The 16301-nt window shown below is 56.6% G+C and carries 14 protein-coding genes; 6 read left to right on the top strand and 8 right to left on the bottom strand.

Translation table 11 applies throughout. The features are described 5' to 3' along the window. Positions 1-106: 106 nt before the first annotated feature. Positions 107-1210, top strand: a complete 1104-nt coding sequence (locus tag IEW06_RS03340; protein WP_187733905.1) for a DUF6268 family outer membrane beta-barrel protein — start codon at positions 107-109, stop codon at positions 1208-1210. A 70-nt stretch (positions 1211-1280) separates the two neighbouring features. Here IEW06_RS03340 and ppk1 read toward each other — a convergent pair whose 3' ends face one another. The 4 genes from ppk1 to IEW06_RS03320 all read right to left on the bottom strand — a co-directional run bounded on the left by ppk1 (position 1281) and on the right by IEW06_RS03320 (position 6028). Next, a complete protein-coding gene (ppk1, locus tag IEW06_RS03335; RefSeq protein WP_229743030.1) occupies positions 1281-3425 on the bottom strand; it encodes a polyphosphate kinase 1 in 2145 nt (714 codons plus the stop codon). 116 nt (positions 3426-3541) lie between these two features. Beyond that, positions 3542-4036, bottom strand: a complete 495-nt coding sequence (locus tag IEW06_RS03330) for a SixA phosphatase family protein (protein ID WP_187733907.1) — start codon at positions 4034-4036, stop codon at positions 3542-3544. 247 nt (positions 4037-4283) lie between these two features. Beyond that, positions 4284-5483 (bottom strand): GTPase HflX, encoded by a 1200-nt coding sequence (hflX, locus tag IEW06_RS03325; protein ID WP_187734230.1) that lies wholly within the window; start codon positions 5481-5483, stop codon positions 4284-4286. A 176-nt stretch (positions 5484-5659) separates the two neighbouring features. Beyond that, on the bottom strand, positions 5660-6028 hold the full coding sequence (locus IEW06_RS03320) for a c-type cytochrome (RefSeq protein ID WP_187733908.1): 369 nt from the start codon (positions 6026-6028) through the stop codon (positions 5660-5662). A 133-nt stretch (positions 6029-6161) separates the two neighbouring features. Here IEW06_RS03320 and IEW06_RS03315 point away from each other — a divergent pair, with 133 nt between their 5' ends. Next, complete coding sequence (locus IEW06_RS03315; RefSeq protein WP_187733909.1) at positions 6162-7283, top strand: glycosyltransferase family 4 protein; 1122 nt, start codon at positions 6162-6164, stop codon at positions 7281-7283. A gap of 65 nt (positions 7284-7348) precedes the next feature. Next, positions 7349-7891, top strand: a complete 543-nt coding sequence (gene rfbC / locus IEW06_RS03310) for a dTDP-4-dehydrorhamnose 3,5-epimerase (RefSeq protein ID WP_187733910.1) — start codon at positions 7349-7351, stop codon at positions 7889-7891. A 163-nt stretch (positions 7892-8054) separates the two neighbouring features. Here rfbC and IEW06_RS03305 read toward each other — a convergent pair whose 3' ends face one another. Beyond that, entirely contained in the window at positions 8055-9353 is a 1299-nt protein-coding gene (locus tag IEW06_RS03305; RefSeq protein WP_188547431.1) for a UDP-N-acetylmuramoyl-tripeptide--D-alanyl-D-alanine ligase, read from the bottom strand. Positions 9354-9409: 56 nt separating this feature from the next. Here IEW06_RS03305 and IEW06_RS03300 point away from each other — a divergent pair, with 56 nt between their 5' ends. Beyond that, positions 9410-11707: a T9SS type A sorting domain-containing protein gene (locus IEW06_RS03300; protein ID WP_188547430.1), complete on the top strand. Its 2298-nt coding sequence runs from the start codon at positions 9410-9412 to the stop codon at positions 11705-11707. 43 nt (positions 11708-11750) lie between these two features. On the opposite strand, the gene IEW06_RS03295 is transcribed toward IEW06_RS03300, so the two are convergent. The 3 genes from IEW06_RS03295 to msrA all read right to left on the bottom strand — a co-directional run bounded on the left by IEW06_RS03295 (position 11751) and on the right by msrA (position 14693). After that, positions 11751-12548, bottom strand: a complete 798-nt coding sequence (locus IEW06_RS03295) for an amidohydrolase (protein WP_187733914.1) — start codon at positions 12546-12548, stop codon at positions 11751-11753. Positions 12549-12662: 114 nt separating this feature from the next. After that, on the bottom strand, positions 12663-13823 hold the full coding sequence (locus IEW06_RS03290) for a methionine aminotransferase (protein WP_187733915.1): 1161 nt from the start codon (positions 13821-13823) through the stop codon (positions 12663-12665). A 216-nt stretch (positions 13824-14039) separates the two neighbouring features. Further along, the gene (msrA, locus tag IEW06_RS03285; RefSeq protein WP_373285332.1) at positions 14040-14693 is read right to left on the bottom strand and encodes a peptide-methionine (S)-S-oxide reductase MsrA; all 654 of its coding nucleotides are present in this window, start codon (positions 14691-14693) and stop codon (positions 14040-14042) included. A gap of 616 nt (positions 14694-15309) precedes the next feature. Here msrA and IEW06_RS03280 point away from each other — a divergent pair. Next, the gene (locus IEW06_RS03280) at positions 15310-15750 is read left to right on the top strand and encodes a hypothetical protein (RefSeq protein ID WP_187733917.1); all 441 of its coding nucleotides are present in this window, start codon (positions 15310-15312) and stop codon (positions 15748-15750) included. 121 nt (positions 15751-15871) lie between these two features. Continuing rightward, positions 15872-16285, top strand: a complete 414-nt coding sequence (locus IEW06_RS03275) for a hypothetical protein (RefSeq protein WP_187733918.1) — start codon at positions 15872-15874, stop codon at positions 16283-16285. Positions 16286-16301 lie beyond the last annotated feature (16 nt).

Raw genomic sequence — 16301 nt, 5'->3', positions numbered from 1 at the left:
GTGATAGGGGTATAATTGCCCTACGCTTGGCCATTTTTCATTAAAAGACGTTAATCCCAAAACCGAGTATTTGTGGGTTTTTGGAAGAAGAAATTTTCACGTTCATATGACATCGATTTCTGCCTTTTTGCGCCGTGGGGGGCAAATTTTGGGTCTTGTAGCCTTATTCTTGCCTGTTCTGGACGCGCAGGCGCAAGTAAGGCCTCCCCGCACGCGCGTGTACCCGCGCCCCGCCCCGCCCACCGACTCGCTCACGGATGAGCTGGTAGGCAAGGAAAAGGAATTTGCTAACCCCTCCGTCTTGGGTCAGGGCCCCAGTAAAGGCCTGATTTTTCACTACGAGCGCACCACCGGCTTCGATATCACTTCCAACTCGCGCAGTAGCGACTTCACAGATCGGTCAGGGCGCGTAAGCAACAACGACCGCTTCATCGTGAAAGGCTACATTCCGGTCTGGAATCGGCCGCACCTTAAGATGGTGGTGGGCGTGAATTATGAGCGGGAAGAGTTTGAGTTCGAAAACCGCCCCACTGGCTACACGCTCTATGACGAGCTGGAGGAAAAAGGCCTCAAAACGCTTGGTACTCAGCTGGTGGTGCTGCGGCCCATTGATGAGCGCAACTTCATATTGGGCCGGGTAAAAGGCGAGCTGAACGGCGACTATACGTCCTCTGAGCTAAGGCTCAAGGACTATCTGCGCATGTCATACGAGCTGGTGTATGGCTGGAAAAAGTCGCCCACGTTTTCCTGGGGCATTGGTGCGCAGCTGGGCTACACCTTCGGCCGGCGCAGCATCTATCCAGCCATCATGTACAACCGCACCTGGAGCGACCATTGGGGCGTAGAAGCGTTGTTTCCGGCGCGCGTGCTGGTGCGGCATAACGCCTCGGCCAAGTCGCTGCTGTTTGCCGGCTACGACGTGAATGGTCTGAGCTATATCCTCAAATTCCGGGAAACCTTACCCATCGACCCCACCCTTACCACCGTGGAGCTGCGCGAAACCGAGCTGAAGGTGCGTGGCCGTTGGGAGCGGGAAATCTATGATTTCCTGTGGTTTGGGGCTGAAGGCGGCTACCGCTATAACAACTCGTTTGATGTGTTCGACCGGCGCAACGGCCGCACGAAGGTCATCGACAACAAGCTGGCTGGTACGCCTTATTTCAGCCTGGAATTATTCATTGTGCCGCCGCGCCGCTTCCTGAAGCAATAATGTAGCAACAATAAAAAAGCCCCCCAGCTACGTAGCTGGGGGGCTTTTTTGTTCCTGTCCTTCCTGTCCGTTAAGCGGCCGGCTTCTTCCGGGGGGCTTTTTTGCCTGCTGGTTTGGCCCCGGCTTTTTCCGTTGGGCGGGCTTTGCTTAGCTTTTTCAGGTATTCGTAGGTGGCTAGCTGGGCGCGTACCTGAGGGGCATTTTTGTCGTCCTGGCCGATAAAGTTGTTGTGAAAATCTCTGGACTTTACGTTGTCCTGGCGTTGCAGGTCGAGCAGGTGGCGGACTTCAGCGCGGATTTTAGGGTCGAGAATCGGAAAGCCGACCTCCACCCGGCGATCCAGGTTGCGGGCCATCCAGTCGGACGACGCTACAAACACCTTTTCATCGCCATCGTTGCCAAATACATACACGCGGGCGTGCTCCAGGTAGCGGTCCACGATGCCGCGCTGCTCGATGTTCTCGCTTTGGCCGGGCACTTGCGGAATAAGGCACGAAATACCGCGCACCAAAAGCTCGACGCGGACGCCGGCTGCGCTGGCTTCATACAGCTTATGAATCATGCGCTCATCCTGCAAGGCATTTACTTTCAGAATGATATAAGCGTCTTTGCCGGCTTTGGCCAATTCTATCTCCCGGTCTACCAGCTCGTTGAGCCGGTCGCGCAGCTCAAAGGGAGCCACCAGCAGATACTCGAAGCCATCTTTGGCCTGACGATCCAGGAAGTAGTCGAACACCCGGCTTACCTCGTTGGTCAGCCGCTCATCAGCGGTAAACAGGCCGTGGTCGGCGTAAATCTGGCTGGTTACTTCGTTGAAGTTGCCCGTGCTCAGGTAGGCGTAGTGCTTGGCCTTCTCATTCTCGGTACGCGTCACCAAAGCGAGCTTGCTATGCACTTTTAAGTCAGGAATGCCAAAAATGACATTGGCGCCGGCATCTTGCAGCTTCTCCGCCCAATACATATTCGACTCCTCGTCGAAGCGGGCCTTAAGCTCTACTACTACAGTCACTTGCTTGCCCTGCTTGGCTGCCTTCACCAGCGCTTTGGCCACCTCGCTTTTAGCCGACACCCGATACAAGGTCACGCCAATGCTGGTAACGGCCGGATCGAGGGCCGCTTCAGTCAGAAAGCGCGTGACGTACTCGAAGGACTGGTAGGGGAGGTGAAGCAGGTGGTCTCGCTCGGCAATGGCGGCCAGCATACTGCCCGCACCGCGCGGCAACGTAGGATGAGGCAGCGGCGGCTGGGGCGGAAAAGTAAGATCGGGGCGGCCGACGTCCGGGAAGCCGAAAAAGTCGCGGAAGTTGTGGTAGCGGCTGCCCGCCACCAGCTCGCCTTTGCCGATGCCGGTTTTCTGCATCACGGCCCGCAATACCTCATTTGGCATGGCTGGGTCGTAGAGCAGGCGGGCCGGGTAGCCCGTTTCGCGTTTCTGCAAACTGCTCTTAATCTTGGCCATCAGGTTGCCGGATACTTCTTCCTGAATATCCAGTTCCGCATCGCGCGAAATTTTGATGGCATGCACCTGCACGCGCTTGTACTGCGGAAACAGCTCGGTTGCGCAGCACCGAATCACGTCGTCCAGGAACAGAACGTAGCGCTCTTCGCCCTCCGCTGGGAGCTGCACAAAACGCCCCCCGTGCCGTTTGGTAGGGAGTTCCATGACTAATATCCGCTCGTCGGGCTGATGCTTTTTCTCCTTCACCGGCTCGGTGAGCAGAAAGGTAAGGTACACGCTTTGGTCCTTAAGAAACAGGTGGTGCAGGTTGTCGTCGAGGCTGACGGGCGAGAGCAGATCGCGCACCTTTTCGCGGAAATACTCCTCCACCCACTCCCGCTGCGTTTCGCTCAAATCGTGGTCGGAGAGCAGATGAATGTGCTGGCGATGCAGCTCCGGCAGAATACTGCCCCGAAAGGTGTCGCCAAAAGCTTCCTGCTGTTTATTTACCTCGGCCAGCAGGTTTTTGAGCTGTTCGGCCGGGTCTTCGCCCAGCTTGGCGCGGGTTTTTTTCTTAAGCTTCACTAGGCGGCGCAGCGTGGCCACGCGCACCTTGAAATATTCGTCCAGATTCGACGAAAAGATGGCCATAAACTTCAGCCGCTCCAGCAGGGGCACTTCCGGGCTCTGCGCCTCTTGCAGCACACGGGCATTGAACGCCAGCCAGCTCAACTCCCGGTTCAGCAATGTGGGGTGGGTCTTGGGGGGCATTTCCATGTGTTTTAAGGGTATTACGTTAATGATCAGGGCAAAGCGCTACGCCCGCCGACTGCCTTATACGGCAAGCCGCCGCAACTTGAGGCTTTCGTGTGGTATTTACTGACGAGGTAAGTCTATTCCTTGTCCCGGGGATGGTCGTAGAAATAATACTCAGAGTTGGTTCGATCCACGTGGGCCCAGTGGTCGGTATTGAAGCGCAGGCACACGATAGCGGCCGTCGTCATTTCAGGTATCTGACTGGGAGAGAGTAAGTTGGCGAAATCAGTAATGGTGTTGTTGTGGCCCACCAGCAACACCGAAGTAGCCTCATTGGGCAGCTCGTGTACTACCCGCATCAGGTCGTTTACATCGGCCTGATATATTTTCTCCACCACTTGAATCTTCTCGTGCGGGTACTTCAGCACGCTGGCCACCAGCGCCGCCGTGCTGAGCGCGCGCACCGCCGGCGAGCTAACTAGCAAATCCAGCTGTATGTGGCGTTTCGCCAGCGCCTCGCCCATAGCCGGAGCATCTGTACGCCCTCGGCCATTCAGGGGCCGCTCCCGGTCGCTCAGGTCGTCAAAGTTCCAGCTCGACTTTGCATGGCGCATCAGATACAAGGTTTTCATAAACAAAAAGTTGGAATGGGGATTCTATACTACAAACGTTATGCGGGTTTCGGCTAAATACCAATCCGGGTCCACGAATTTAAACGATTCGATCTTTTAGGCTAAAGCAGGTAATATAAAAGCACATATTCACGTCTAATCGCTGAACTGAAAGTCAGCGCAGCTAACAACCGAAACCAAGCCGGCCTTAACAAAAAAGCCCCCCAGAAGTATTCTGGGGGGCTTTTTTGTCGTTGTCAAATGCAGGTTACTCCTCTTCAACTATGGGTTGCTGGTTAGGATAGCGTTGGTAGTGCAGCTTGGCTACGTGCCGAGCCAGTAGGTCTCGCAGCTCATCGATATTGGTGCGCTCCTGCGCCGAAATAAAGATTACCGGGTCGTGCATTTTGGCCATGTACGTAGCTTTCAGCTGCTCCAATGACGGCCGCTCGGGGGCGTCTTCGTCCGCATTCATGCCTTCAAACTGCTGCTCCGAGGCGTTAGCGGTATCGGTGCTGTATTGGTCTATCTTGTTAAACACCAGCAGCATCGGCTTGTCGGCAGCGTTGATGTCCTTGAGCGTGTCGTTCACCACCGCAATCTGCTCCTCAAACGACGGGTGCGAAATATCAACCACGTGCACCAGCAAGTCGGCCTCGCGAATCTCGTCCAGCGTGGATTTAAAGCTCTCGATCAGGCGCGTGGGCAGCTTGCGGATAAACCCTACCGTGTCGGAAAGCAGAAACGGCATGTTTTCCAGCACCACCTTCCGCACCGTCGAGTCGACGGTAGCGAACAGCTTGTTTTCGGCAAACACATCGGAGCGCGACAGCATGTTCATAATGGTGCTTTTGCCCACGTTGGTGTATCCCACCAGCGCCACGCGTACCACGCCCGTCCGCGACTTGCGCTGGGTGTTGCTCTGCTTATCAAACGTTTCCAGCTTTTCCTTCAGAAAGTCGATCCGGTCGCGTACTACGCGGCGGTCAGTTTCAATCTCGGTCTCACCCGGTCCGCGCTGACTTACGCCACCACCACGCTGCTTGTCCAAGTGAGTCCAAAGACCCGTCAGGCGCGGCAACAGGTATTGATACTGAGCCAGTTCTACCTGGGTGCGCGCCGTGGCCGACTTCGCCCGCCGGGCAAAGATGTCGATGATCAGCAGAGAGCGGTCCACGATTTTAACCTTCAGTTCCGCCTCCAGGTTGCGCAGCTGCGACGGCGAAAGCTCATCATCAAAAATGACCATGCTCGCCTTCGTATGGTTCACGTAGGCCTTGATTTCGGCCAGCTTGCCCTCGCCCACGAAGGTGCGCGTATCCGGCTTTTCAAGGCGCTGCACAAAGCGCTTCGTGACCTGTGCGCCCGCCGTTTCGGCCAGAAAAGCCAGTTCGTCGAGGTATTCCTGGGTGGTGGCGTCGGGCTGGCGTTTGTCAGGTACAGCCACCAGAACGGCCGTTTCGGCCATCACGGCGGTATTATACGTGCCCGTGGCGGGGTCGCGGGTGGGCTGGCTGCTGTCGGCGCTATCGGTGGTATTGTGCCGGTTGCTGGTGGTTGGGTTCCAGCTATGTGAATTTGTCTTTTTTGCCATGTCAGTTAGAGTAATGTTCAGGCGCTGTCGCAGCCGCTCAGGAGCGGCGGCTAGCGCAAGGTGAGGGAATACGCGGCGACCTGCTCAATTTCCTCTTCGGTGAGCGAATCCTTGAACGCCGGCATCTTGCCCATGCCCTTGGTAACTATGTACACGCGGCCGTTGGTATTTAGGTTGCTTTTGGTGAGGTCGCGGGCACCATTATTTCCCAGCTTTCCATCGGGGCCGTGGCAAACCACGCAGCGTTCCGCAAAAATGGCCTGCCCAGCGGCCAGCGCATCCGTTTCCAGAGTGCCCAGAATAGCAGCCGGCGCGGCCGGATCAGGCTCGGGCAGGGCCGCGGGGGCCGACTGTATCGGATCAGCAGATTGGCAGGCCGCTACGCTCAAAAAAAAGCCCCCCAAGGCTAGCTGGCGCATTAAATAAGCAGTTGTTAACTTCATTTCTGGATCTATAACACACAAACGCGGCGCAAAGTACCATTGGTAAGGTGCTTGGTTGCAATCTTTTCGGGGCAGGCCTTCTACCTTTGCGCCAAATTTTGCCTGCCTGATGCGCGTTGCTATCGTTATTAATACCTCCTGGAATATCTGGAATTTTCGCCGCAGCCTGGTGAAAGCCTTACAGGCCGCCGGCCACGAAGTGCTGGCCATAGCGCCCCCCGATGATTACTCCGCCCGCCTCGAAACCGAATTAGGCTGCCGCTTTGTGCCCATTCGTATGGAAAACAAGGGCACTAATCCGTTGAAGGATGCTCAGCTCACGCGGCGCTTCTACAAGATTTACCGCCGCGAGCGGCCCGATGTGGTGCTTCACTACACCATCAAGCCCAATATCTACGGCACGCTGGCTGCCAAAATTGCCGGTATTCCGAGCGTGAATAACGTGTCGGGGCTGGGCACGGTGTTCATCATTCGCAACATGGTGAGCCGGGTGGCGCTGGGCCTGTACCGGTTTGCGTTTCGGTTTCCAAAGCGGGTGTTTTTCCAAAACGACGATGACCGCCAGCTTTTTCTGCAGCACGGTTTGGTGCAGCCGCATATCACAGACCTGCTGCCCGGCTCCGGCGTGGACGTTCAGCGCTTCCGGCCGGCCGCTGAGTTTAGCCGGCAGCAGCCCTTTACGTTTCTGATGGTGGCCCGGGTGCTGTACGAAAAAGGCGTGGAAGAGTATTTTGAGGCGGCCCGCCTGGTACGCGCAGCCGTGCCCGGCACCCGCGTGCAGCTGCTGGGCGGTGTGGATGAGTCGGGAAACATTGGGGTGAAGCGCGCGGTGCTGGACGAATGGCTCCGCGCCGGCCATATCGAGTATCTGGGCACTTCCGATAACGTGGCCGAACACCTGGCCCAGGCCGATGCGGTGGTGCTGCCCTCGTACCGCGAAGGCACCCCCAAAACCCTGTTGGAAGCCGCCGCTATGGCCAAGCCCATCGTCACGACCGATGTGCCGGGTTGCCGCGAAACCGTAGAGAACGGCGTGAACGGCCTGCTCTGCCAGGTTCGCGACGCCCCCGACCTGGCCGCTAAAATGCTCCAGGTTCTGCGCCTCAGCGACGCGGAGCTGGCTACCATGGGCCGCGCCAGTCGCCGCTTGGCCGAGCAGAAATTTGATGAGCAGCTGGTGTTGGATAAGTATCTGCGCGTAGTAGCCGAGGTGGAGAAACAGCGTACGTAAGCTGCACTAAGGGCCAACGTGCCGCCGCATAGTCTTTAGATTTAGAATTGAATTAGATAGAAGAAATGGAAATTAAGGAGCATGCCATCAGCGGCGTTTTTGAATTCACGCCGCGCGTATTTACCGATGCCCGAGGGGCTTTTTTTGAGTCGTTCAGTGCTCGAGAGTTGGCCAAAATTGGCATTACGGACGAGTGGGTACAGGACAATCAATCGTCGTCGGCGCGGGGCGTATTGCGGGGCCTGCATTTTCAAAAGCCGCCTTATGCCCAAGCCAAGCTGGTGCGCGTAGCGGCCGGTCGCGCCCTCGATATTATCGTGGATATACGGCCTGGTTCGGCCACCTATGGTCGGTCCCTGAGTGTGGAACTGGATGCCCAGCGCTGCAATGTGCTGTACGTGCCTATCGGCTTTGCCCATGGCTTCGTGGCGCTCGAAGACGACACCTTGTTTCTGTATAAGTGCTCCAACTACTACCACCCCGGCTCCGAGGGTGGCCTGCACTGGAACGACCCGACCCTCAACATCGACTGGCAAATTACCGACCCCAATGTGTCAGATAAAGACCTTATACTGCCGTTTTTCGCTGACTTTAAGAGTCCTTTTTAGAAACAAGAATTACAAGGCGACTACTCACTAACTAGCCGGTCATGCAGCGGCAAAGCCGACGCAGCTCGCGCGCTGATGTTGGGTTACCAATCCAGCTAAACACGCGAGCTACGTCGGCTTTGCCGCTGCATGACCGGCTTTTTGTTGTTCCGGGTTATCAGATTTACAATAACTCCACCAGCGTTTCCAGGCCCATTCCTCTGGACCCTTTTACCAGAATCTGGGAGCCGACTGGGGGGCTTTTTTGCAGCCACGCGGCGGCTTCGGCTTTAGTGGGGAAATAATGAAAGGCTGCGTTAGCGGCGGCGGCGTGGCGCATGTCGGGGCCGCAGAGCACGATGGTATCAAGGTTTTGCTTCGCCAGCAATTGGCCTAAGGCCCGGTGCTCGGCCTCGCTTTCGTTGCCTAGCTCAAACATATCACCCAGAATCGCCACTTTTTGCCCCCCGCCGGGCCGGGCGGCAAAACTGCCGATAGCCGCCGCCATCGACGACGGATTGGCATTGTAAGCGTCCAGAATAATTTCGTTGCGGGTGGTGCGCACCAGCTGCGAGCGGTTGTTGGTGGGCGCGTAGCTGGCCAGCGCCTCGGCTATGTCGGTGGCCGGTACGCCAAAAAAGCCCCCCACGGCCGCCGCCGCCGCCAGATTGGGGAAGTTGTAGCCGCCCGTGATTTGGGCTTCCACCTTCGTGCCATCGAAGAGGCGAATAACCACTTGTGGATCAGTGCTGATCAGCTCAGCGGGATACGTGTCAACGGGGTTGGGGTAAGTAACGACGTGGCTGATATTCGCCGCCAAGGCCGGCAGCTTCGGGTCGGCGGTATTGATGAAGCCCGTGCCGCCCGTAGCGGCCAGAAACGCGAACAGCTCGCCTTTGCCTTTTGCCACGCCGGCCTCGCCCCCAAACCCTTCCAAGTGCGCTTTCCCGATGTTGGTAATCAGGCCGTGGGTGGGCTCGGCCAGCTCGCTCAGCAGCGCTATTTCGCCCTGATGGTTGGCCCCCATTTCCACGATGGCCAGCTCGTGCTCCTGAGGTCGAATGCTTAGCAGCGTCAAGGGCACCCCGATATGATTGTTGAGGTTGCCGCGCGTGTACTGCACCCGATAGCGCTTGCTTAACACGCTGTTTATAAGCTCCTTAGTAGTGGTTTTGCCGTTGGAGCCCGTAATAGCCAGCACCGGAATACTGAGTTGCCGCCGATGGTGCTGGGCTAACTGCTGAAGCGCCAGCAGCGGGTCGGTGGCGTAGGTGTAGCGCTCAGGATCGGTGGCCGCCAGGTCGGCATCATCAACTACGGCGTAGCGGGCGCCTTTGGTCAGGGCCTGGGGGGCAAAATCGCGGCCCCGAAAGCTGGGGCCGTTCAGGGCAAAAAACAGCGTGCCCTCCTGCGCCTGCCGCGAATCGGTGCTGACGGCCGCGCACTGCTGAAACCGGGAATAAAGGGCCGCTATATTTTTCATGGGGTTGTCGGAAACTTAGGGACTAAATCTGGGTTCTTAATCGTTACTTGTCCAGTATGCTGCTGCCTGTTTGCTCCCGTTGGTTTATTGTGCTATTCCTATTGCTTCCGGCGCTGCGAGCGGCAGCCCAATCGGGGGTGCCGTTTGGCTTTGAGCAGCGGGCGGTGGCAAAAGTAACGCACGGCTCCCAGACGCTGGCTAACCCGTGGGTAGGGGGGCTAAATTCGCCGCAATTCTCCGCTATCGACCTCAATAACGATGGCCAATCCGATCTGTACATCTTCGATCGGCAAACCAGTCGCTCGCTTACTTACCTCAATGTAGCCGCTGCGGGTGGGGGCCGCGCCTGGCAATACGCGCCCGAGTACGAAGCTTCATTCCCCACCGACCTGCTGAATTGGGTGCTGCTGCGCGACTACGATTGCGACAATCGCCCCGACATCTTCACCTTCGCCAATGGCGGCGACATTCGCGTATTCCGCAATGTGGCGGGCGCGTCGGGGCGGCCTTCTTTTGAGCTGGTCAGCAATCAGCTGATGTTTTTTAATAACGCCACCAACAACGGCAACATCGTAACGGGCAGCTCCAACCTGCCCGCCATTCAGGATGTTAACGGCGACGGGCGGCTGGATATTCTCAGCTTCGACTTTGCCAGCAGCACCCGCGTGGAGCTTTATCTGAACACGGCTGCCGGCAACTGTGGCAATCTGCAGTTCCGGCAGGAAGCCGACCGCTGGGGAAATTTTTCGGTGTGTCTGCCGGGGTGCAGCACGTTCGCGTTTGGCAGCGAAGCCTGCGCGGGGGGCAAACCTACCCACACCACGGGCTCCAACCTGCTGACGCTGGACCTCGACGGCGACGGCGACCAGGATATTCTTACGGCCCGCGATGCCTGCCCCGAGCTGGTTAGCCTAACCAACCAGGGCACGGCTGCCGTGGCCAGCATGACCAGCGCCAGCCTCAATACCAACTTCCCTTCGGCAGCGGCGCCAGTGCGGGTAATCAACTTTCCGGCGGGCTACTACCTGGATGTGACCTTCGATGGCCGTCCCGATTTAATCGCCGCGCCAGCTCTTTTCGACAACCACGACCAGGTGAGCACGAGCCAATCGGTGCGGCTGTATGAGAATGGCAGCCCCACCGCTGTGCCCAGCTTTACGCTGCGACAGCCCGACTTTTTGCAGGGCGAGATGATAGATGTGAGCGAAGCCGCCGCCCCTGCTTTCGGCGACCTTAGCGGCGACGGCCTGCCGGATATGGTGGTAGCCGGCACCGACCGGCGCGCCGCCGGCTATGCTGCCTATCTGCACTATTACCGCAACATCGGCACCGCTACGGAGCCCAATTTTCAGCGCGTCAGCGACGATTATCTGGCGCTGGGGGGCAAAAAATACGCGGGTGTCAAGCCCGTGCTGGTTGATTTGAACCGCGATGGTGCCCTCGATATGGCCTTTTCGGCTACCACCGGCACTACCAGCCAAGTGTTCTATATACTCAATCAGGCTGCGGCCGGGCAGCCCGCCGTTTTCGATATAAATCAAGCCACAGCCATTGCCAATCTGCCCAACCGGGCCCACGATGCGCCCTGCTTCACCGATGTAGACGGCGACGGCAACCTCGACTTACTCATTGGCACGAACGTCAACACCGCTACCACTGGCACGGCGCGCTACGGCATTCAGTATTTTCGCCACAACGGCAGCACCACTCCGGCCCAGACTTATACGCTGAGCACTACTACGTTCGGGCAAATTCAGAGCGCGGCCGGCAACCTGCATCCCACCGTCGCGGACTTCGATGGCGACGGCAAGCCCGATCTGCTGACGGCCGATGCCAGCGGTGAGCTGCGCTTCTACGCCGATTTCCGGACTCAGCTTCTCACGCCCACCGCTCCATTTGTCGGTCGGGCCGATATTATCTATAATGGGCTGCTGAACGCGTATCGATCAGCTCAGCTGGGCGTTCAGCGGAGCGCGGAAGGCAAAAACCGCCCGGCACCCGTCGCTGCTGATCTTAATGGCGACGGCGCTCCGGAGCTGCTGGTGGGCATGGAAACTGGCGGCATCACGGCTTTTGCTGCTCGCGGCCGCGTGCTCAGCACCAATCCGGCCGCCGAAGCCGCGCTGGAGCTTCGGCTGTTTCCCAATCCGGCCACCGGCACCGCTAGCCTCGAAGCAGCCCAGCCCGTTCGCCTGACGGTATTGGACCTCACCGGCCGCCGCATCCGCACGGTTGCCGAGTCCGCCCGCCTCCATACCCTCGACCTGACCAACGTAGCCGCTGGGGTGTATTTGGTGCGCGCCGAAAGCACAAACGGCGAAATAGCTGCCGTCCGCCGCCTCTTGGTGCGTTAAAAAAGCCCCCCAGCTCTTGACTGGGGGGCTTTTTTACTTGCTATTACTTAACCGCCACTGGCTGCCCGATCATGAATTCGTCGGCGTCGAGCAGGGCGGGGAAACGCTCCCGAAAGGCCTCCAGATCTTTGCGGCGCAGCGTGCGGGTGATGCCGGTTTCCTGATTGCCCACTTCCACCAGATACTCGCCGCACATATCAATCAGGGCCGAGTCGCCGGCGTAGGCGTGGTCGTTGCCATCGGTACCAACCCGGTTTACGCCCATGGTATACGCCACGTTTTCAATAGCCCGGGCGCGCAGCAAAGTCATCCAGGCCATGCGCCGGACAGCCGGCCAGTTGGCTACATACAGCAGCAGGTCGTAGGGCGCCGCAGCCGGGTTTCGGCTCCAGACCGGGAAGCGCAAATCATAGCACACCAGGGGGCAAATTCGCCAGCCGCGCCACTCTTCTATCAGCAATGTGCTGCCGGCCGCGTACACGTTGTGCTCGCCCGCCATCCGAAACAAATGCCGCTTGTCGTAATGGCTGAGGGTTCCATCGGGTCGCGCCCAGATCAGGCGGTTATAATACTGGCCGTCCTCACGGATAATCAGGCTGCCCGTCACCACGGCATTCCGGCTTTCGGCGGCGGCCAAAAGCCACGCCACGCTAGGCCCATCCATGGTTTCAGCCAGCTCAGGCGCCTTCATGGAAAAGCCCGTCGTGAACATCTCCGGCAGCACAATCAGATCAGTTGCTACCGGCAAATCCTGAATATAGCGCAGCAGCCCGCTTCTATTTGCTTCTGGGTCATGCCATTGCAAGCTGGCTTGTATGAAGGAAACAGTTAGATCAGCCACGGCAAGAGTAGTATAAGTAGGTGGTTATGATAACGTAAAAAGTACGCTTAAGTACGCGCCAATATCGTGCCTTTTATAATAATGTATATATATTTTTAAATTATTTAATGACACTTACCACGCATGTAACCGTTTTGCGGCCGCAGTAAGGGTTTCGGGCTGTTTAGCAAAGCAAAACCGCACAAGCCCATGATCGGTGCCGTCGTGGTAGAAGGCCGAAACGGGCACTACCGCTACGCCGGCCTCGCGGGTAAGGCGGCGGGCAAAGCTGACATCATCTTCACCGGGCGCAATAGCATCGTAGCGCGCCAGCTGGAAGTAAGCGCCCTGCGTCTGCAATAATTCAAAGCGGGTAGGAGCCATCAGCTCCACAAACAGGTCGCGCTTTTGCTGGTAGAAATCCGGCAGCGCCTCGTAGTGCGCAGCATCGGCCAGCACATCAGCCAGCGCATGTTGGGTAGGCGTGCTCACACTAAACGTCAGAAACTGGTGCACCCGCCGCAGCTCTGCCGTGAGCAGGGCCGGTGCAATGCAGTAACCCACTTTCCAACCCGTAGCATGATAGGTTTTGCCAAATGATGACAGCACAAAGCTGCGCTCAGCCAGGGCCGGATACTGTAAGGCGCTGCGGTGGGCCTGCCCGTCAAAGGTCATGTGCTCATACACTTCGTCGCTGAGCAGCAGCGTGGGCGTGTCGGCGAGCAATGCGGCTAATTGCTGCCAATCGGCATCGGTGAGTACGGCGCCGCTCGGGTTATGCGGCGTATTAACAAGCATCAGTCGGGTGCGCGGCGTGAGGGCGGCTGCTACTCGTTCCCAGTCGGGCCGAAAATCGGGGAGCAGCAGCGACACGTACACGGGCACGCCGCCCTGCAAGCGAATAGCTGGCCCGTACAGATCATAAGCCGGTTCGAGCACCAGCACCTCATCGCCGGGCCGCACTACGGCCGCCAGTACCGCATACAGCGCCTCCGTAGCCCCGCTCGTAATCGTGATGTCGGTATCGGGGCTGGGGGGCAAAATGCCGTAGAGCTGGGCGGTTTTCTGGCTGATCTGCTCGCGCAGGCGCGGCAAACCGGGCATCGGGGCGTACTGGTGGTGCCCACTGGTTTGCGCATGGCGGGCCAGCGCCTGCGTAAGCACCTGCGGCGGATCATAATCGGGGAAGCCCTGAGCCAGATTGATGGCGCCGCATTCGGCGGCCAGCTGCGACATGACGGTGAAAATACTGGTGCCTACATCGGGCAGCTTGGACGCAAAGGCAGGTAAAGCCATACAATCAATGAATCAATGGATAATCTTTAATAAAAAAGTCTTGCCAGAATGCCGCGAGCTGCATTCAGCAAGAGGCAAAGCAGAGCGACAAACAGCGCCTAAGTTTACGCAGCCCAGCCCACATTATCAGAAACAAGGCGCTTACTTCAACTCCCACAAAAAAGCCCCCCACATCCGGCGTGGGGGGCTTTTTTGCTGTGATACTCAACTAAGCGCTTACAGCGGCGACTTGAGCAGCTTCGGAAACATTTTGCGGAACTTCTCCACTTTAGGAGTAGATACCGACCGCACGTATGGCTCGTCGGGGTGCAGACGATAGTAGCCTTGGTGGTAATCTTCGGCGGGCCAGAACTCCGTGAAGGCCGTCATCTGCGTCACGATGGGGTTAGGATATTGCTTCGCCGCATTTACGCGCTGAATAGCAGCCGTAATCTGCTCTTTCTCCTGCGGTGTGCGGTAAAAAGCAACCGACCGATACTGCGTGCCCGCGTCGGGACCCTGGCGGTTCAGCGTGGTTGGGTCATGGGCAGCGCGGAAGAAGACGTCGAGCAGAGTCGCGTAGCTCACCTGCTTAGGGTCGTAATAGATTTGAATCGCCTCCGCATGACCTGTGCGCCCGCTGCCTACCTGCTCATACGTGGGCTTTTTCTCAGGTCCGCCCGCGTAGCCCGATACCACCTCGCGTACGCCTTTTATTTCCTCAAACACTTCTTCAGTGCACCAAAAACAGCCCCCCGCCAGCGTAGCAACGGCTAGTCCCTGCATGTTAGTGGGTGCTTTGCCGGCCGTAGAGCGGGTAGGCTGGGCATCCGAGCGATTCTGCGAACAGGCGGCCACTCCCAGCAGCAAACCCAATAAGTAAAGTTTCAAATGACGTATCATACCTCAATGTACGCAGCACACCCTTGACTGGACGCGCTACCAATACCGGTGAAAACAAAAATCCTTTATAAAGCTAAGCCCAATGATAAGCCGCACACGCTAAGCAGTTTGAGTGTGGCATTTGTTTCGGCTGTGCCACAGTAATCAGGTCTGCCGCCGCTAGTGCAACTAGTAATAATTCAAAATGTTCATTCGCAAGTCAAAGAAGCATATGTTGTGCGGAAAGCATAGTATAGGCAGCGATATCCGTATGCCTCCAATTGACTTTTTCCTTCTATAGCGCAATAGCTTGTGATATAAATAATTGAATTTATCTGGTTCAGCTGAGAGCTGGCATCAGATAGCCGCATAGATTTTGTCTTGTCCTGTATATCCTTAATAATACTGATTATGTAGCTTGTAAACGAAATTCTATTAATCCGCAACTTGGGTTTTCTGTGGTTATGAATAGTATGATTAAAACGTAATAAAAAATATTTCATGCGTATTTCGCTATGCTAAATTATTGTCCAAAAGCCTATTCCAATCCCTTGCACAATGCTGACAATCGTCTCATTTGCCAGTCACAAGAATGGGCATTGTTATTGTTTTCTATATATTACTATTGTTCAATAAAGATAAAATGGGTTTGCTCACGCTGCTCGACGAGCCGCATCTTACCATCTCTTATGATAACCGCAATCAGTGGCTGTACACCGATTGGGTTGGTGCGCAGAATCTGCGGACGCTTCAGCTAGGGTGCGAGCAAATAGTAATGTATCTGCAAGCGGAGCATTGCACCAAGATTCTGAACGATAATACTCGCCTAAGCAGCATTCATGCGCAAGCCAGAAGCTGGATAGAGAAAGGGTTTGTGCAACAGTTAGCCGCCGCCGGCCTGGAGTATATGGCTTGGGTCTACTCGCTCGACTTCGATAGCCGATTCTCCACCGACCTCACCTTATTGCGCAGTACGCAGCCGGTGGTAGTAGGCTTCAATGATTTGGTAGCCGCCTATGCTTGGCTCGAAAAATGCGAGACCCATCCGTCCTCACTTTATATCTGATCAACAGGCGTTGATATAGCATTACGTCCTGTTTCCTGACGATTAAATAGTAATACGGATTTGAAATTTCTATTGGTTAGTCCGCTATCTTACTAATTAGTTATACTATCCTGCTACGTATATGGCTATGCACTCCCTTTTCGATTCACCTCACCTGACGATCTGGCACGACTGTACCAACCACTGGCTGTATGTGGAATGGAAGGGGCAGCTGGATCTGGAAGTAATCAAGGAAAGCTGCAACTATGTGTTGCAGAATGTGCCCCTGACAGGCTTTAATAAGGTATTGAATGATAGCACACAGGCAGTTGGCAATTGGACTGCTGCTTCCGAATGGCTGGGACAGGAGCTGTTTCCCCTGCTTTCTACCGTAGGCTTCAAATACATGGCATGGGTGTATGCCACCGATTTCAATAGTCGGTTTTCCATCGACTCAACGTTGCGTTGCGCTACCAGCCTAGCTATTGTCACGTTCGATGATCTGGACGCGGCCTACACGTGGCTACAGCACGCTGATGAGTTGCACGCGGCCTAAACACAGTTTGCCAGGA

Origin of the sequence: Hymenobacter qilianensis (genome assembly GCF_014638675.1) — a bacterium.
Classification (GTDB): Bacteria; Bacteroidota; Bacteroidia; order Cytophagales; family Hymenobacteraceae; genus Hymenobacter; species Hymenobacter qilianensis.
Note: the sequence above shows the minus strand (reverse complement) of the source record. Positions and strands in the feature narration are given on the sequence as shown.